The following is a 17,639-nucleotide window of genomic DNA, read 5'->3' as shown; positions in this document are numbered from 1 at the left end:
TGGCAACGGCTGCGGAGCGGAACCCCCGTGGGTCTGACGCTCAGTTGCCGTCGCCGGCCGGCAGCGAGAAGATATAGCCTTCGCCACGCACCGTGCGCAGGAATTTCGGGTTGGCCGGGTCCGCCTCGATCTTCTTGCGCAGGCGCATGATGCGGATATCGACGGCGCGCGACGATTCCGGATCCTCGGTGAAGCCGATAGCCTCGGAGATCGCGGCCCTGGTCAGCAGCCGGTTGGCGCGGGTCAGGAAAACCTCCAGCACGTCAAATTCGCTCTTGGCCATGTCGATCACCGTGCCGTTGGCGCCGGTGACCATCCTGCCGTCGAGATCGGCCTGAAAGGGGCCGAAAGCGACGGAGCGCCGATCCGTCCTGGCTTTCCTGTCCTGCGGCTCCGTCGGCTGGGGAACACGGCGCAGCACGCTGCGCACCCTGGCCAGCACCTCGCGCAGTTCATACGGCTTGACTATATAATCGTCGGCGCCGAGTTCCAGTCCGACGATGCGGTCGAGCGCGGTGCCGGCCGCGGTCGCATAGATGATCCCGATCGGCATTTTCGAGCGCAGCCAGCGGCCAAGCGACAAGCCATCCTCGCCCGGCATGGCGATGTCGAGGATAGCCAGATGGAAGGACTGCGTCTCGATCAGGCCGCGCGCGGCGGCCGCGGTTTCAGCGGTCGAAACATCGTAGCCGGCGGCGCCGAGATATTCGGCGACCGCGTCCCTCAGGTCGGGCTCATCCTCGACGATGACAATTCTTGCCCGCACGATGCTCTCGCTCCCACTTTCAGTGGAAAGTAGATTGGGTATAAACATGATGTCCAGCACTCATATCCGGTTGCAAGGGAACGGTTGGAAAACATGGCCGCACGAGCCGTCATCGCGCTTGTTTCCGTCGCCGAGGTCGTCGCGACCGAGCTTGCCGACCATCTGGAGCGGCGCGGCCATGACGTGCGCCGGGCGCGGCAGCCCTGGGAGGCGGAATCGCTGCTGGCGAGCGGCGGCATCGACGTTGTCGTCGTCGGGGACAGCCTCAGCCAGGCGGAAGGGCGGGATCTGCTCAGGCGTTTTGGCGGCCAAGCTGGGGGTAGCGAGCATGGACCGGATTTCATCCTGATATGCCGGCCCGCCGATCTCCTCGACAAGGTGCTGGCGCTCGAGCTTGGCGCCGCCGACGTCGTCGAAAGTCCGCTCAATGTCAGGGAACTCGCCGCGCGAGTCGGCGGCCTGCTTTCGCGGCGCGGCAGGGGCACCCAGGAACTGATCGTGCTGGAGAACGCGACCGTCGACCTGAGGTCGGCGATGGTCATGCACCGCTCCGGTACGCAGGAGCAGCTCTCGGCCGGCCAGGTGGCGCTGCTCAGGCTGTTCCTGGCGAGCCCGCGCAAGGTGCTGACCCGTGACGACATTATCGCCGCGGCGCCGGCCGAGAATGCCGACGCCTTCGATCGGTCGATAGACTCGCGCATCGTGCGGCTGCGCCGCAAGCTCGACACCGACACCATCACCACCATACGCGGCGCCGGCTACAGGTTCGATCCGCCACGGCAGTTCGCCGACTGACGGCTGTGTTTTCCCGCTGGTTCGCCGGATGAACATCGGGCTTCCGTTTCCCGCGCCGATGCCCGCGAGGTTCAGCGCACCACCAGCAAGGACGGGCCCGAGGCCATTTCGCCGCTGACGGCGAACCCGCTTGCGTGAGCGCGTTCCTTGAGCAGCACGGTGGCGAGTGCGGCAAAGCCGAGTAGGCCCTGCGCATAAAGCAGTGCGGAAAGCACGGAAGCCGCGAACTTTGTTTTCATGATCTGAATTCCCCAAAAAATGACTGTGTCGCGGATCGCTTCCCGAAACTCCCGAAGTGCCCGCGCCGCCCACGGAGCCCCCCGTCGCGGCGCGGGCCTTCGGTCCTCTCGGCAGCAAGTTGCCGGAGGGGCCGCGCAATGCCAGTTGCCGAAGGCCAACCCGCCAGAGGGCCTTCAACCGGGCGATGCGCAGGCTGGAAACGATCCAGACCGTGGCGCAAACAGGGCGACGTGCAGGGTCGAAATCTCACTCGAACTCATCGCCGCCAGCCCCGCACGGGGCCGCCGGCAATGGTGACGACGCCGCCGACAGCCGCCGCCGTGATGCTGATCCTGAAGAGCCAGGAGCGTATGTTCGTTTTCGTTCCCTTGGTCGTTGCCGTCTGCTTTCGTTGCGTCAACTTTTGCATCCGGTCGGTATCCGGATCATGCCGTCCAAAACCGCACTTTGTTGCAGATTGGTTTCGAATGGAGACAAACTCTTTCATCTAGGAGGCAACTCGAACTTTCGTTTCATGGTGAATGCCTGTGTGCTTCATCCTCAGTCCCAACTGTTCGGAATGGAGCGCCATCGAACAGGGTAATTGCCCTGTTAACCAGTGGAAACAGATTCGAAACACAAACGAGCATTTCGCGAAATCTTTCCGAAACATGCCGCTGGGATAAGCCGCCTCATCGAATTGGAGCCGGCCGGACCGGCAGAGAGAGGGGACATCATGCACACCACCATTTCCGCAAAGTTCATCAACATCACCGCCGCCGCGCTCATGGGCAGTGCACTTCTGTTCGGCGCCAAGGCCGCCCATGCCGCCAACAGCATCGTTGCCCGCGTTTCGCTGTCGCAGCAGGTCATGGAAGTCTCGGTCGACGGCCGGCCGACTTTCGCCTGGAAGGTTTCCACTGGCGACAGGGCGCACGTGACGCCGACCGGCTCGTTCAAGCCGACGCGCATGCATCAGATGTGGTATTCGAAGAAATACGACAACGCGCCGATGCCACATTCGGTGTTTTTCAGCGGCGGCTACGCGGTCCATGCCACCTATGCCATCAAGCGCCTCGGCCAGCCCGCCTCGCATGGCTGCGTACGGCTGCACCCGGACAACGCCGCCGATTTCTACCAGCTCGTCGAGACCTTCGGCCCGGCCAACACCAGCATCGTCATCGTCAAGTAGCAGGCAGGTTGCCGCATTCGGCTATGTACCGGAGTTGCTGGAGCGATCGCCAAAAAAGAGGCCGGAGAAATCCCGGCTTCTTTTTGTGTCTTGCGCCCTGTGCCTCAGTTCGGCAGCGCCGGCATCAGCTTGGGATCCGGCTTTTCCGCCAGATGCGGCAGGTCCTTGCTGGCGATGAAAGTATAGAACATTGGCACGACGAACAGTGTGAACATGGTGCCGACCAGGATGCCGGTGAAGATGACAAGGCCCATCGAATAGCGGGCCGCGGCACCGGCGCCGCTGGAAACGATCAGCGGCACCACGCCCAGCGCCATCGCCGCCGTCGTCATAAGGATCGGCCGCAGGCGCACCTTGGCCGAGGCGATGATGGCGTCACGCCGCCGCATGCCATGCAGTTCTCGCTGCTGGTTGGCAAATTCGACCAGCAGGATGCCGTGCTTGGTGATCAGGCCGATCAGGGTGATCAGTCCGACCTGGGTATAGATGTTGAGGGTGCCTAGGCCCAGATTGAGCGGCACGATCGCGCCGAAGATCGACAGTGGCACCGCCATCATGATGATCAGCGGATCGCGGAAGCTTTCGAATTGCGCCGCCAGCACCAGGTAGATGACGATGACGGCCGCGCCGAAAGCGATCAGGATCGTGTTGCCCTGTTCCTTCTCCTGCCGGGACTGGCCGGAATAGTCGATGAAGAAAGTGTCGGGCAGGCTCTCCGTGGCAATGTCCTCGAGCACTTTCAAACCGTCGCCCGTGGTGACGCCGGGCAGCGGCAGCGCCGAGATCGTCGACGAATTCAGCTGGTTGAACTGCTCGATCGCCGCCGGCGAGGCATTGTTCGAAATCGTCACCACGGCCGACAGCGGCACCATCTCGCCCGTCACGCTGCGCACGAAGTACTGGCCGAGCTTTTCGGGGTTGTCGCGGAATTCCTGCGGCACCTGCGGGATGATGTCATAGCTGTTGGAGTCGCGGTCGAATTGCGCCACTTCGGCACCGCCGACCAGCAGCGTCAGCGTCCGGCCGATATCGGCGATGGGCAGGTTGAGCGCGGCGGCGCGGTCGCGATCGATGGTCACCGTCACCTGAGGTGCGTCATAGGCCATCGAATTCTGCACGACGATGAAGCGGCCCGAGGCTTGCGCCTTGTTCTTGATTTTCTCGGCTTCCTCGTAGACCTGAGCGGAATCGCCGGTCGAGCGCACCACCATGGAAATCGGCAAGCCGCCGCCGGAGCCTGGCAGAGTCGGCGGCGCGAAGACGAAGGCCTGGACACCCGCCACCTTGGCGATACGAGCCGTAATGTCGGCCTGCAGCTCCTTCGAACCGCGCTTCCGCTCCGCCCAATCCTTGAAGGCAAAACCGACGAAGGCGCTGTTGGTCGTACCACCGAAGGCGACGGCCGAGAACTGCGCCCGGGTTTCGGGAATGTCCTTCACCAGGCCCAGGATCTGATTGACGTAAGTCTCGGTATAATCGGAGGTCGCATAGCGCGGCCCCGTCACCAGCGAGAGCAGGAAGCCCTGATCCTCTTCCGGCGCCAGTTCCGTCGAGGTCTTGGTGAACATGAAGCCAGTCACGCCTACAAGTGCCAGCACGATGAGCAGCGTCAGCGGGCGATAGTTCAGAGATCCGGTGACGGCGCGCTCATAGACATGCTCGACGCGCGCGAAAGTGCCGTCGACGATGCGCTGGAAACGGCCGGCATTGCCGGGCTTCAGAAGGCGCGCCGACATCATCGGCGTGATGGTGATGGCAATGACGCCCGACAGCACCACCGATCCGGCGAGCGTCACCGCGAATTCGCGAAACAGGGCGCCGGTCAGGCCGCCGGTGAAGGCCAGCGGCGCGAACACGGCGGCCAGCGTCATGGTCATGGCGACGATGGCCGACGCGATCTCGCGCATGCCGCTGAAGGCCGCCTGCATGGGCGGCATGTGATCCTCTTCCATGTGGCGGTGGATATTTTCCACCACCACGATGGCGTCGTCGACGACAAGGCCGATCGCCAGCACCATGGCCAACAGCGACAGAAGGTTGATCGAATAGCCTACCGCGAACAAAAGGAAGCAGACGCCGATCAGCGACAGCGGGATGGTGATGATCGGCATCAGCACCGAGCGGAACGAACCGAGGAACAGGAGGATGACGACAACGACGATGGCGACCGCCTCGCCGATGGTCTTGAACACCTCGTCGATCGAGGCGCTGATCTGTCCGGTCGCGTCGTAGACGACTTCGATCGTCATGCCCTTCGGCAGTGTATCCTGAATCTGCGGCACGAGCTTGGTGAGTGCCGCCGCCGTGGTCAGCGGATTGGCTGCCGGGGTCGGGAAGATGGCGAGGAAGGTGCCGGGCTTGCCATTGAAGGAAACCCTGGTGTCGGTGTTCGCGGCGGCCAATTCGACGCGGGCCACGTCGCGCAGGCGCACGACATTGCCGTCGGTCGAGCGCAATGGCAGCGCGGCGAAGGCTTCCGGTGTCTGCAGCGTCGAGCGCACGGTGATCGACGAGACGACATATTCGTTCTGGGTGTTGCCGGGCGCCGACAGGAAATTGGAATTGTTGATCGCCGTCAGCACTTCGGCCGCCGTCACGCCGCGCGCGGCAAGCCTGACCGGGTCGATCCAGACGCGCATCGAGTATTCCTGGGCGCCGAAGATCTGCACGTCGGCGACGCCTTCGACCGTCGACATGCGGGGCCTGATGACGCGTTCGATATACTCGGTCAGCTGCTCCTTGGTCATGTTCGGATTCTGCATCGAGATGTACATCATCGCGAACTGCTGACCCGTGCCCTTGACGATGACCGGGTCCTTGGAGGCGTCCGGCAAGGTGCCGCGCACGCCTTGGACCTTCGACAGCACTTCGGTCAACGCGACGTCTGGGTTGGAACCGAGCTTCATCTGCACCGTCACGGTGCTGGAGGACGGACGGCTGGACGAGGTGACGTAGTCGATGTTCTCGGTCGAGGCGACGGCGCGCGCGATCGGGGCGGAAATGAAGCCCTGGATCAGGTCGGCGCTGGCGCCCGGATAGGCTGTCGTGATTGTGATCGCGGTCTCGTCGACCTTCGGATACTGCCGGATCGACAGGTTGAAGATGCCCTGGAAACCGAGCAGCAGGATCATGCAGGCAAGAACGGTCGAAAGGACGGGCCGGCGGATGAAGAGATCGGAAAAGCTCATTGCTGGTCGGCCTGCTTGTTCGCCGATTTGGTCGGGTCGATGGTGTTGTCGACGTTGACGGTCATGCCGTTGAAGAGGCGGTTCTGGCCCGCGGTGACGACCTCGTCGCCGGCCTTCAGCCCTTCGATGATCTCGACCATGCCTTGATTGCGGCGGCCGGGCTTGACGAAGACCTGTGACAGAACAAGCGCCGGTTTGTCGCCTTCCGCCGCCGGCTTGGCCGGATCGGCCGCTGCTGGCTTGGCGGCATCGGCAGTGGCCTTGTCCGCTGGCTTGGCTGCGTCAGCGGCCGGCTTCATGGCATCGACGGCGGGTTTCATGGCGTCTGCCGGCTTGGCGTCTGCCGTCTTGGCATCCGTAGGCTTGGCATCCGCAGGCTTGGGATCCGCAGGCTTGTCGGTGGCCGCCGCCGGCTTTTCGTCCGGCTTGGCTGGCTGCGCCGGGGCTGCCCCGGCGGGCTTCGCCGGCTCCACCACGAATATGTAGTCGCCATAGAGACTGGTGGTCAGTGCCGTCTGCGGCAGTGACAGCACGTTCTGCTCCTCGGGCAGTTCGACACGCACCTGCACGAACTGACCTGGGGTCAATTTGCCTTCGGGATTGGCAACTTCTGCTCGGATGTTCACCAGCCGGCTGGATGGGTCGATCTTGGGGTCGATGCCGCGAATGGCGCCGGCAAAGGGCATGTCGTCGCTGCCGCCAAGGCCCAGGCGAACCGTCTGGCCAATCTTGAGCAGCGGCAGCTGCTGTTCGGGAACCGAGAAGTCGACCCGCATCGTGTCGAGGTCCTGCAGCGTCACCACCGCGGTGCCGGGTGCCAGATACTGGCCGAGATCGATTCTCGGAATGCCGACCGTGCCGGCGAAAGGTGCGGTAAGCTGCTTCTGGTCGAGCACGGCCTGCAGCCTGGTGACCTGGGACGCCGAAGCGGACGCCGCCGCACGCGCTGTGTCCAGCGTCGAGTCGGAGCCAACACCACGCTTTGTCAGTTCGACGGCGCGGGTCAGCGTGGTCTGATCGAGTGCCGCCTGCGCCTTCTGCGCATCGAGATCGGCGCGCTCGACGGCGTCGTCGAGTTGCAGCAGCACTGCGTTGGCCGCCACCTTCTGGTTGGCATGGAAGGGGATTTCCTTGACGATGCCGGCGGTCTCGACCGTCAGGTCGACACCGCGCACGGCCCGCACCGTACCGATCGCCTCGACGCCCGGTGTCCAGTTCGACGGCTTGGCGACGGTTGTCGACACGGTCGCCGCCGGCGGCTTCATGGTGGCGAAATACTGTTTAATACCGTTATCGCGCAGGAAGTTGAAACCGACGATCCCGCCGACCACGATGACGAGCACGGCAAGGACCACAATAACGATAAAGACACGGAGTATGCGCTTGAACAAGGAAGTCCCCTCAGTCGAAAATCCGGCGCGAAGCGCGGACATCGGGACACATATCGACTGCGGGTCCCGATTTCAAATAGTGGCGGTCTTACTGTACCGTCTGGACGGTCTTGTCAATTGGGCCTAAGCTTGCGATGGGAGGCGCCATGAGAGCCCAACGACCGAACTCGCGCGAGAAGATTCTCGCCGCGGCGGCTGATGTTGCCCGGGAATCCGGGCCCGGCAGCCTGTCGCTCGATGCCGTCGCCAGCCGCGCCGGCGTGTCGAAGGGCGGGCTGCTCTACAATTTCCCCACCAAGGCGAAATTGATGCAAGGCCTGGTCGAAGGCTATCTGCGCGATTTCGAGCAAGCGCTGGAATCCGCGAACAGCAACGACAAGGGCAAAAATCCCCTCGCCGTCTATATCAGGCTGTCAGCCGAGGATTGCGAGGAAAAGCAGCCATCCGCATCCTGGATATTCTCGGCGATCGCCGAGGATCCCGATTTCATGATGCCGATCAAGACATTCAAGCGGCAGCTTTTCGAGCGCCTGAAGGGCGAGGCGCCGGATCTCAAATCGCTGCTGGTCTGCTATCTCGCCATCGAAGGGCTGCGCAGCATGAACCTGTTCGATTCCGACGTGCTGTCAAAGGACGAACGGGACCTGCTGGTGTCGTCACTTCTCGATATCGCCAAATAGGCTTGTCCGCGCGGGAGCAGGGCGACGCTGCCACGATGGTTCAATCGACGGCGCTCACAGGGCCTTGCCCGTCGATGGATCGAACAAGCGAAGCGCGGCTTCGTCGAAGGCGAGGCTGCGCTGTTCGCCCTTGGCGAACTGGGCCCGCGGCGGCAGGCTCGCCGTCAGCCGTTGGGTGCCGATCCGCGCCGTGGTGACCAGCTCGGGGCCGGTCAGTTCGACGACCTCGATCTCCACGGGCAGTGACGGCTCCGCGGCGGCTCCGGTCGCCGCGCGCAGCGCTTCCGGCCTGATGCCGACGACCATTTGTGCGCCCTCAGGCGCCGCATTAGCATAGCGTGCCGGCATGGGGATCCGTACATCGGATCCGGCGATGGCCAGCTTGCCGTCGGTGACGGTGGCCTGCAGCATGTTCATCGATGGCGCGCCGACAAAGCCGGCGACGTACAGTGTCGCCGGATCGTTGTAGATCTCCTCGGGGGTGCCGAGCTGCTCGATCCTGCCGTCGCGCATGACGGCGATGCGGCTGGCCAGCGTCATCGCCTCGATCTGGTCATGGGTGACGTAGACGACGGTCGTCCGCAGCATCTGGTGCAGGCGCTTCAATTCGGTGCGCATTTCCAGGCGCAGTTTGGCGTCGAGGTTGGACAGCGGCTCGTCGAACAGGAAGACCCGCGGCTTGCGCACCAGGGCCCTGCCGATGGCGACGCGCTGGCGCTGGCCGCCGGAAAGCTGACTCGGCTTGCGGTCGAGCAGAGCCTCGATCTGCAGCAGTCTTGCCGCTTCGTTCACCGTACCGTCGCGCTCGTCGGCCGCGACGCCGCGCATCTCCAGTCCGAAGCCGATGTTGCGGCGCACGGTCAGGTTGGGATAGAGCGCGTAGGACTGGAAGACCATGGCGATATCGCGGTTCTTGGGGTGGACGCCGAGGATCGAGCGGCCACCGATCAGGACGTCGCCGCTGGTCGCCTCGGCAAGACCGGCGATGATGTTGAGAAGCGTCGATTTTCCGCATCCCGACGAGCCGAGCAGCACAAGAAATTCACCGCTCTGCAGCGCGATGTCGATGCCTTTCAGCGTCTCGACGCTGCCGTAGCTCTTGCGGATGCCGCGAATTTCAAGCGTGCTCATGCATGGGGCCCTCGAACTGCATTGGCCCGCCATAGTCGCGGGGCAAGGTGGAAATGGCGCGCGAGGCGACGTGCGTAGCGGCGCGGAGGCAGGCGGACAGCGGCCGTTCCTGTGCCAATGCGGCCAGGAAGGCGGCATTGAAGACGTCGCCGGCACCGATCGTGTCGACCACCCTGACCTCGGGCGCGGCGGCTTCGACGAGAGCGCCGTCCGGGCCGATGGCGATGGCGCCACGTGGCCCGCGCTTAACGACGAAGGTCGCGCCTTGCCTCATGCTGGATCGGATTTCACGCGCCGCTTCCTCCGGACTTGGCAACCCCGCCAGGGTCACCGTCTCAACCTCGTTGAACAGCGCCAGCGCGCACCGCGACAGCCATGTCCTTGTCGCGGCGCAATTGGCGTTGGTCCAGCCATCGATCGGCCAGCCTGTATCGAGTGCCACGGCAATGCCGTGGCTGTCGGCCCAGTCGAAAAAAGCATTGTAGTCGCGCGTGAGGTCTTCGGTCAGGAACGAGCCGCAGAGCAGGGCGTAGCCACCGGAGAGCGCGGGGCCGTCGAGAACCGACAAGACATCGGCGAGGCCGAAGCGCGGCAAGTGCCCGCGAGTGGTGAAGAAGGTCCGTTCCCCATCGGGATGGGTCATCCCGACCGACAATGTCGTGCCTTCGGGACGGATAGCCCATTTCTCGGCGCGGACGCCAAAAGCCTCACCAAGCCAGCGGCCGAACTGGTCGTCACCGACATTGGCGGCAATCGCAAAGTCGACGCCCAGCGCTTGCCAGGCGAGCCCGGTGTTGCCGGCCTGGCCGCCGACGCGCAATTCGTCATGGTCGACAACGGTCTCGGTGCCCGCCTTCGGCCATGGCGCGACCGGGCCGACGATCAGGTCGACATTGACGTTGCCGATCACCGCCAGCGGGCGCATCACTCGCTCCTTGTGATCTTGGTGGTGCGCACCGGCGTGCCTGCATTGTCGACGCGACCGTCCGCGAAGGCGATCATCAGGCGCTGTGCCACCGGCAGCATTGCGAGGATAGCGGCCACCCCCGCGGCTGGTTTGAACGTGAGCGTGACGGCCCCGGCGACCGGCGCTTGTCCGGACGCGTCGAAGATGACCAGCGGCGCGCCGGTTTCGACCACCGAAAGTGCCATCGCGGTCACCAGCTCCGATGTCGGGTCGGCGCCGCGAAACAAGACAACACCGATCTGAGGGCCGAGCATCTCCATCGGCCCGTGCCGCAACTGGCCGCCCTCGAGCGAAAAGCAGGGCAGCCGCGACAGTTCGGTCAGGCCAAGCGCCAGGGCTTCGGCCACGCCCTGCAGGCGGCGGCCGGAGGTGACGATCGTAGCCACCTTGCCGAGCGCGGCGAGTGCTTGGGCGATATCGCAATCCTGGGGAGCCTCGAGCATGGCAAGGGCAGGAGCCGGATCCTCGCCCAGAGCAGCGAGGAGGGCCAGGTGCAAGGCCAGGGTCACGGTCAGGCTGCGGGTCGCGGCGAAAGCCAGTTCGGTGCCGCCGGCGCCGACCAGGCAAGGCGCGTTGCGGGCAAGAAAAGAACCGCCTTCGAGCGTCAGGCCGAAAACGTCCGAGCTACCGCCGGCCTGCGCAAACCATCTGACGACTTCGGCGCTCTCGCCGGATTGCGAAGTCACAAGCACCGTTCGGTCGGCCAGCGGCAATGGCTGGCCGAGCTGCTCGGACAGCGGCAGCGCCAGCGCATCGATGCCGAGTGCGCGATAGAGCGGCTCGACGGCACGGCCGACCGCATGCGAGCCGCCCATGCCAAGCAGAAGCAGGCGGCCGGTCTTCCCAATCGAAGCGGCGACGTCTGCCGCCATGGCAGCGTTGTTCTCGAACGAAGCACGCGCATCGGCGTGCTGGCGCGCCATTTCGCGGTCGATGGCGGTCAGTCCGGCCGGCCGTTCTTTATCTGCAATCATGTTCATCCTTTCACACCGCCGCTGGTCAGGCCCGAGATCAGCGCCCGCTGCATGACGAGGCCGATCAGCACCGGCGGCAAGGCGGCCAGCACGCCGGCCGTGGCGATCAATCCGTAGTCGGAAACACGGCCGCCGGCCAAATCGGCGATGGCGACGGTAAGCGTCTTGGCGCGCTGGTCGGAGGTAAACAGCAGCGCGTAGAAGAATTCGTCCCAGGCCAGTAGCACGGCGAATAACGCCGATGTCGCCATCACGGGCGCGGCCAGCGGCAATGTGATGATGCGCAATGTCTGGAACAGGCCGGCGCCGTCGATCATCGCCGCCGCCTCGATCTCGCGCGGGATGGAATCGAAGCCGGATTTCATCAGCCATGTGGTGAAGGGCGCCAGTATGGTGAGATACACCAGCGCCAGGCCGAAGACATTGTTGAGCAAGCCAAGATGCGACAGGCCCATATAGAGCGGCACGGCGAGCGCCACCGGCGGCAGCATGTAGGTGGCGATGACCATCGACAGCGACCAGCCGATCGCGGGTGTGCGCGAAACCGCCCAGCCGGCGGGAATTGCCAAGGCGAGTGCGGCCAGCGTCGCCATGCCGGCGATCTCAAGACTGTTGCGCAGCGACGAGGTGAAGGCGGCGCCGGCGCTGTTTTCGGCTGTCGACAGCAATTGCTGGTAGCGGGAGAAGTCGGCTGCCTGCGGCCACCAGCGCAGCGGCTTGGCTGCAAGATCGGCGGCCGGCGAAATGCTCATGATGAACAGCCAGGCGATAGGCGCCAGGATGATCGCGGCAAGCAGCAGCGCGCAGGCATAAATGAAGACGGTGAAGCCGGGGCTCTTGCGTTCCATCAGGCGGCGCTCCCGGCGGTCTTTCGCACCAGGGCGGCATAGGCGACGGCGAGCAGCGTGACGAGCAAGGTGACGATCAGCGCCAGCGACGCGCCCGAGCCGGCGCGCTGGAAGGAGAACGCTTCCTGGTAGACAAGGATCGAGAGTGTTCGCGTGGTGTTTGCCGGACCGCCGCGTGTCATGACCCAGATGATGTCGAAGACCTTGAAGGCCTCGATGGTGCGCAGCACCAGCGCCACCATCAGCGGGCCGGCGAGATAGGGCAGGATGACGAAGCGGAAACGGTTGAACGGTCCCGCGCCGTCGACCAGCGAGGCGGCGGTGATGTCACGCGGTACCGCTTGGAGGGCGGCGAGCGCGATCAGCGCCACCAGCGGAAAGTTCTTCCAGCAGTCCGCAACGATGAGGGCAGCCAGCGCCGTTCCTGGCTCGCCGAGCCAAGACCGATAGGCGTCGATGAGATGCAACTGCGTCAAGGCGGCATTCAGCGCGCCATATTCAGGATTGTAGATCAGCCGCCACAGCGTGGCGTTGACCACCGTCGGCAATGCCCAGGGCAGGATCATCAGGGCGCGCAAGATTGCGCGGCCGCGAAACTCCTGGTTGAGCAGCAGGGCGGCGAGGACGCCGATCACCATTTCGGCGGCAACCGAAACACTCGCGAACACGGTCGTGGTGATCAGTGTGCGCGAGAAGTTGGTGCTCGACAGCATGTTGGAGTAATTGTCGAAGCCGACAAAATTGCCAGCCGTGCCGACCAGCTTGGCATCGGTGAAGGAGAGCCCGACCGTATCGGCCAGCGGCCAGCCGATGACGGCGACCATGACCACCAGCAAAGGCAGCATCAAAAGCCATGCGCGGGTCGTCATCCAGGTGCTCGACATCAGAGCAGCCTCTCTTCTCTCATCTGTGATCTGGACATAGCACGGGCGGCACTCGCGCATGACCCCGGAAATCGGAGGCCGATTTCCGGAAGGATCACGCGCAAGATAGAAAGTGCTACAGCGTCTTTTGCGCGTCATAAGGGACGCAACGCTGTAGTGCCGCCCGTATCAAACGACTGGCTTGTCTCAGAGGCCGCTGTTCTGCGCGGCGGTCTTCAGGGCGTCTTCCGGCGAAGATGTCCCGAGCAGCGATTCCTGGATTGCCTGCTGCAGCGCGGTCGACAACTCCTGGTATTTAGGCGTGGTCGGGCGCGGATACATGGCGGCCAGACCGAGCTTGGCGGCGGCGATCAGTTCTTCCTGGCCCTTGGTGACGGCGGGGTCGTCATAGGAGGAGGCCCAGATCGGCAAAGAGAGCTTGGCGTACTGGTTCTGCGTCGCCTGCGAGGTCATGAAGGTGATGTACTTCCAGGCTTCGTCCGGATGCTTGGAGACCGCGGTGACGCCGAGACCCATCGAGCCGTTGACGGCCGACACCTCGCTGGTGCCGGCAACGCCCGGCGCCGGCACGACGCCGACCTTGCCGGCCACCTTCGAGTCCTTCGGGTCGTTGGCCATGTTGTACATGTAGGTCCAGTTCAGCGCGAAGGCGGCATCGCCGTTTTCGAAAACCTTGCGCACGTCCTCTTCGAGGAATTCCTTGGAATTGGGATTGGTGAGACCCGACTTGTAGCTGTCGACCATGTATTTCAGAGCCAGCAGGCCGCCGCCATTCTGGAAGTCCGGCTTGCCGTCCTTGAGGAATTCGCCGCCATAGGCGCTGACCAGCGTGGTGTAGTCGCAGATGGCCGCTTCCGCCTGCGACCAGCTCCACGCGATCGGCGTCTTCAGCAGGCCTTTGTCCTGGATGATCTTGGCCTGTGCGCCGAGTTCTTCCCACGTTTTCGGCGGGGTCTTGATGCCGGCCTTTTCCAGGATATCCTTGTTGTAAAACAGATATTTGGTGTCGAGGATCCACGGCATGCCATAAGACTTGCCGTCATACTGCACCGTGGTCCAGGCGCCGGGCAACACGCCCTTCTTCATGTCGTCGGTGATCTTGGAAGACACATCGACCAGCACCTTGTTGGTAGCGTATTCGGCCGGCCAGATGACGTCGAACAGGACGACGTCATAGCCTCCGCCCGAGCCTTGGGCGAGCACGGTCTTGTCGTGCAGGCCCTCATAGGGGACGAATTCGAGATTGACCTTGACGTCGGGATTGGCCTTGATGAAGGCATCCGTCATGGCACGCACGTCGGCCTCGCTGTAGGCGGCCTGCGCCATGAAAAGCGCGTTGAGCGTCGTCTCGGCGAAAGCGTGGGGGACGAACAGTCCTCCGGCAAAAACCGCGCCGACCAGTGTCTTGGTGATCGTCCTAAGCATTTTCTTCTCCCATTGCAGCGTTGACGGGCCGGCGGTGCCAGACGTTCGGCATCGTCTTCCCGGATCCATGTCGCGTGACCTGAGGTGCCGGCGGACCAGTGGCGGCAGGCAGAAGCCTTGGCCATCTTGTTTTGCGGTGCTCGGCTCACATTAAGTCAACTCGCTTGACTTAATTAGTCGATCAATATTCTAATAGTGTCAAGAGGGGAAACGCCGGTGGACGTCATCAGTCCGATTCGTGCCAAGAGCGGCACCAACCAGGAAGGCACGAGCGCGCATAACCGCCGTGTCATGGTCGAGGCGCTGCGTCTCAATGGCGCGCTGTCGCGGGCCGATCTGGCGCGGGCGACGCAGCTCACCAAGCAGGCGGTTTCCAACATCATCGAGGACCTGGAACGCGACGGCCTGGTCGTTGCGCTCGATGCGGTGCGCAAGGGCAGGGGGCAACCGTCGACCCCCTACAGGCTGGTGCCTGAAGGCGCTTTCGCCATCGGCCTTCAGATCGACCGTCACCTGACGCGGGCGGTCGCGGTCGATCTGATGGGCAGCGTGCTGGCGCGGGACGAGGCGAACCTGCCTTTCGATGAGCCGTCCAGGGGGGTCGAGGTGATCCTCGGCCTGATCGATGACGTTCGGCGCGAACTGGCCGGTATCTCCTCACAGTCGGAAAAACGCCTCGTCGGCCTGGGCGTCGCCATGCCCGGCCCGTTCGGCCTGAAGAACTCGGATGACAAATGGATGATGCCGGCCTGGCAGAAGTTTCCGCTGCTGGACATGCTGGCCAAGGGCACGGGACTGAATGTCGGCCTGCAGAACGATGCCGCCGCCTGCGCGACCGCCGAGCGAATCGTCGGCGCCGCGCACGGCGTCGACCACGCAGTGTGTCTTTATGTCGGCTATGGCATTGGCGCCGGGCTGATCCTCAACGGCGAACTGTACAGCGGCGGCCATGGCAATGCCGGAGAAATCGGCATGGCCTTGCTGTCGCCGGCCGGTCCGGGCTCGACACCGCTGGAACATCGCGCCTCGCTCGCCTCGCTCTATCAGCATCTTGGCCTCGATCCCACCGACGATGACCTCTACGAAAAGATCGGCGCGCTGGCCGCGGCGGGTGATGTGAAGATCATGCGCTGGATCGAGGGCGCGGCCCATGATCTGCGCTGGAGCGTGCATCTCATCGAAACCATCTTCGATCCGCAGACAGTCATCCTGACCAGCGGCGCGCCGGAAGCGCTGGCGCGCCGGCTCGTCGAGGCCATGCATCCGCTGCATTCGTCGATCGCCGACCGGCCAGGCCGGACCTTGCCGCGCCTGCAGCTCGGCACCACCGATCCCTGGTCGATCGCGTTGGGAGCCGCGGCGGCGCCGATCAGCCGCGCCTTCGATCCGCTGTTCTCGGCGATCCTGAAGACACGTTCCGGTCCCGCCTGAAGGAGACCACGCGCAAGGCCAAGCCTCTCCCGGCGTCACACAGGGTTCATTGTCCGGACATAGCGTCTTTTCCAGTTCTTTGCTGCAATGCAATAGGAGTGGGACATGGTGGACATAGTTTCTAGCGAGGCGGGCATTCCAAGGCCGGATCATCCGCTGGATAGTTCGGGTGGCGCGAAGTGGTTCCTGCCGGTCTTCGGTGTGCTGGTGCTGGTCGGGGTGGTGTATGTCGGCTACGCACTGAGCCAGGATCTGGCGGTCGCCAAGACGGTGCCGTGGATCCTGCTCGGCATCGCCTTGCTGATCGCGCTCGGCTTCGAATTCGTCAACGGTTTCCATGACACCGCCAATGCGGTGGCGACCGTCATCTACACACGCTCGCTGCCGGCGGAATTCGCCGTCATGTGGTCGGGCGCCTTCAATTTCCTCGGGGTTCTCACTTCCAGCGGCGCGGTCGCCTTCGGCATCCTGTCGCTACTGCCGGTCGAGCTGATCCTGCAGGTGGGTTCTTCCTCCGGCTTTGCCATGGTGTTCGCACTGCTGGTGGCCGCCATCCTGTGGAACCTCGGCACCTGGTTTCTCGGCCTGCCGGCGTCGAGCTCACACACGATGGTCGGTTCGATCATCGGCGTCGGCCTCGCCAACCAGTTCATGGCGCCTGCCGGCAGCGCCACCAGCGGTGTCGACTGGTCGCAGGCGACCAACGTCGGCATAACCCTGCTGGTGTCGCCGATCATCGGCTTCTTTGCCGCGGCGATCCTGCTCTATGCGATGAAGCTTCTCGTCCGCAATCCGGCGCTCTACGAGGCGCCGAAAGGCAATGCCCCGCCGCCCTGGTGGATCCGCGCGCTGTTGATCTTCACCTGCACCGGCGTCAGCTTCGCGCATGGCTCCAATGACGGCCAGAAGGGCATGGGCCTGATCATGCTGATCCTGATCGGCGTGGTGCCGACGGCCTATGCGCTCAACCGCACGCCCGACATCAACTATCTCGAAGCCTACAAGTCCGCTTCGGTCAGCGTGGAGACCGCGCTGGGCAAATATGTGAAGCCCGGTGTCACCATCGCCGATGCGAAGGATGCCAAGGCAGCCGTGCAGGATGCCGTGCGCACCCGGAGCTGGACCGACAAGACGACCGTCGCTCTGCAGAGCTACATCCACGACACGACGGCCGAGCTGCAGCCTTACGCTTCCGTCGACACCGTGCCGACCGATCTGGTCAGCAACGCCCGCAACGACATCTACCTGATCGGCGAGGCGCTGAAACTGATCGACAAGAAACAGTTGCTGCCGATGGAGGCCGCCGATCTCAAGGCGGTGACCGACTATCACAAGGCCGTCGACAACGCGACGAAGTTCATCCCGATCTGGGTGAAGGTCGCGGTGGCCCTGGCGCTTGGCCTGGGCACCATGGTCGGCTGGAAACGCATCGTCGTCACGGTCGGCGAGAAGATCGGCAAGAGCCACCTGACCTATGGCCAGGGCGCTGCCGCCGAACTCGTGGCGATGGTCACCATCGGCATGGCCGACCGCCTGGGTCTGCCGGTGTCGACGACCCATGTGCTGTCGTCCGGCGTTGCCGGAACCATGGCTGCCAACGGCTCGGGCCTGCAATGGTCGACGGTTCGCAATCTGCTGCTCGCCTGGGTGCTGACCCTGCCCTGCTCGATCACACTGGCCTTCGTGCTGTTCATCATCTTCCGCCAGGTATTCTGAGCGGGCGAAGCGGCAACACTGACAACACTACC

The 17,639-nt window shown here is 63.9% G+C and carries 16 protein-coding genes; 5 read left to right on the top strand and 11 right to left on the bottom strand.

The genetic code is table 11. The features are described 5' to 3' along the window. Window positions 1-40: 40 nt before the first annotated feature. The gene (locus AC3CB8_RS01010) at window positions 41-814 is read right to left on the bottom strand and encodes a response regulator (RefSeq protein ID WP_198019234.1); all 774 of its coding nucleotides are present in this window, start codon (window positions 812-814) and stop codon (window positions 41-43) included. 45 nt (window positions 815-859) lie between these two features. Here AC3CB8_RS01010 and AC3CB8_RS01005 point away from each other — a divergent pair, with 45 nt between their 5' ends. Further along, window positions 860-1,561 (top strand): response regulator transcription factor, encoded by a 702-nt coding sequence (locus AC3CB8_RS01005; RefSeq protein WP_023774140.1) that lies wholly within the window; start codon window positions 860-862, stop codon window positions 1,559-1,561. Between the two features lie 71 nt (window positions 1,562-1,632). On the opposite strand, the gene AC3CB8_RS01000 is transcribed toward AC3CB8_RS01005, so the two are convergent. Together AC3CB8_RS01000 and AC3CB8_RS00995 are read right to left on the bottom strand one after the other, a co-directional pair. Beyond that, the gene (locus AC3CB8_RS01000) at window positions 1,633-1,800 is read right to left on the bottom strand and encodes a hypothetical protein (RefSeq protein WP_023774141.1); all 168 of its coding nucleotides are present in this window, start codon (window positions 1,798-1,800) and stop codon (window positions 1,633-1,635) included. Between the two features lie 257 nt (window positions 1,801-2,057). Further along, window positions 2,058-2,288: a hypothetical protein gene (locus AC3CB8_RS00995; RefSeq protein ID WP_245273878.1), complete on the bottom strand. Its 231-nt coding sequence runs from the start codon at window positions 2,286-2,288 to the stop codon at window positions 2,058-2,060. Window positions 2,289-2,516: 228 nt separating this feature from the next. On the opposite strand from AC3CB8_RS00995, the gene AC3CB8_RS00990 reads away from it, so the two are divergent. After that, a complete protein-coding gene (locus AC3CB8_RS00990; protein ID WP_023774143.1) occupies window positions 2,517-2,972 on the top strand; it encodes a L,D-transpeptidase in 456 nt (151 codons plus the stop codon). Window positions 2,973-3,076: 104 nt separating this feature from the next. On the opposite strand, the gene AC3CB8_RS00985 is transcribed toward AC3CB8_RS00990, so the two are convergent. Beyond that, on the bottom strand, window positions 3,077-6,160 hold the full coding sequence (locus AC3CB8_RS00985; protein WP_352596321.1) for an efflux RND transporter permease subunit: 3,084 nt from the start codon (window positions 6,158-6,160) through the stop codon (window positions 3,077-3,079). Then, the gene (locus AC3CB8_RS00980) at window positions 6,157-7,551 is read right to left on the bottom strand and encodes an efflux RND transporter periplasmic adaptor subunit (RefSeq protein WP_352564123.1); all 1,395 of its coding nucleotides are present in this window, start codon (window positions 7,549-7,551) and stop codon (window positions 6,157-6,159) included. The genes AC3CB8_RS00985 and AC3CB8_RS00980 overlap by 4 nt, the downstream gene beginning before the upstream one ends. A 146-nt stretch (window positions 7,552-7,697) precedes the next feature. On the opposite strand from AC3CB8_RS00980, the gene AC3CB8_RS00975 reads away from it, so the two are divergent. Continuing rightward, complete coding sequence (locus AC3CB8_RS00975) at window positions 7,698-8,231, top strand: TetR/AcrR family transcriptional regulator (protein ID WP_023783649.1); 534 nt, start codon at window positions 7,698-7,700, stop codon at window positions 8,229-8,231. A 54-nt stretch (window positions 8,232-8,285) separates the two neighbouring features. On the opposite strand, the gene AC3CB8_RS00970 is transcribed toward AC3CB8_RS00975, so the two are convergent. The 6 genes from AC3CB8_RS00970 to AC3CB8_RS00945 form a co-directional block, all read right to left on the bottom strand. After that, entirely contained in the window at window positions 8,286-9,362 is a 1,077-nt protein-coding gene (locus AC3CB8_RS00970) for an ABC transporter ATP-binding protein (protein WP_023774146.1), read from the bottom strand. Further along, window positions 9,349-10,287, bottom strand: a complete 939-nt coding sequence (locus AC3CB8_RS00965; protein WP_352550570.1) for a PfkB family carbohydrate kinase — start codon at window positions 10,285-10,287, stop codon at window positions 9,349-9,351. Before AC3CB8_RS00965 ends, AC3CB8_RS00970 begins: the two co-directional genes overlap by 14 nt. After that, window positions 10,287-11,309: an SIS domain-containing protein gene (locus AC3CB8_RS00960; protein ID WP_352564122.1), complete on the bottom strand. Its 1,023-nt coding sequence runs from the start codon at window positions 11,307-11,309 to the stop codon at window positions 10,287-10,289. Before AC3CB8_RS00960 ends, AC3CB8_RS00965 begins: the two co-directional genes overlap by 1 nt. Next, the gene (locus AC3CB8_RS00955) at window positions 11,306-12,151 is read right to left on the bottom strand and encodes a carbohydrate ABC transporter permease (RefSeq protein WP_352550566.1); all 846 of its coding nucleotides are present in this window, start codon (window positions 12,149-12,151) and stop codon (window positions 11,306-11,308) included. Before AC3CB8_RS00955 ends, AC3CB8_RS00960 begins: the two co-directional genes overlap by 4 nt. After that, window positions 12,151-13,035 carry a carbohydrate ABC transporter permease gene (locus AC3CB8_RS00950; RefSeq protein WP_352564121.1) on the bottom strand — a complete coding sequence of 295 codons (885 nt, stop codon included), beginning with the start codon at window positions 13,033-13,035 and terminating at the stop codon, window positions 12,151-12,153. Before AC3CB8_RS00950 ends, AC3CB8_RS00955 begins: the two co-directional genes overlap by 1 nt. A gap of 186 nt (window positions 13,036-13,221) precedes the next feature. Further along, window positions 13,222-14,460, bottom strand: coding sequence for an extracellular solute-binding protein (locus AC3CB8_RS00945; protein ID WP_352564120.1), 1,239 nt, complete (start codon window positions 14,458-14,460; stop codon window positions 13,222-13,224). A gap of 216 nt (window positions 14,461-14,676) precedes the next feature. Between AC3CB8_RS00945 and AC3CB8_RS00940 the strand changes: the two genes are divergently transcribed. Continuing rightward, window positions 14,677-15,891: an ROK family transcriptional regulator gene (locus AC3CB8_RS00940; RefSeq protein WP_352564119.1), complete on the top strand. Its 1,215-nt coding sequence runs from the start codon at window positions 14,677-14,679 to the stop codon at window positions 15,889-15,891. Window positions 15,892-15,996: 105 nt separating this feature from the next. After that, complete coding sequence (locus AC3CB8_RS00935) at window positions 15,997-17,607, top strand: inorganic phosphate transporter (RefSeq protein ID WP_352550557.1); 1,611 nt, start codon at window positions 15,997-15,999, stop codon at window positions 17,605-17,607. The last annotated feature ends 32 nt before the right edge of the window (window positions 17,608-17,639 follow it).

The sequence above is a fragment of the Mesorhizobium sp. P160927 genome (assembly GCF_057766385.1).
The sequence above is the reverse complement of the archived record's forward strand: the minus strand, read 5'-3'. Positions and strand labels throughout refer to the sequence as shown.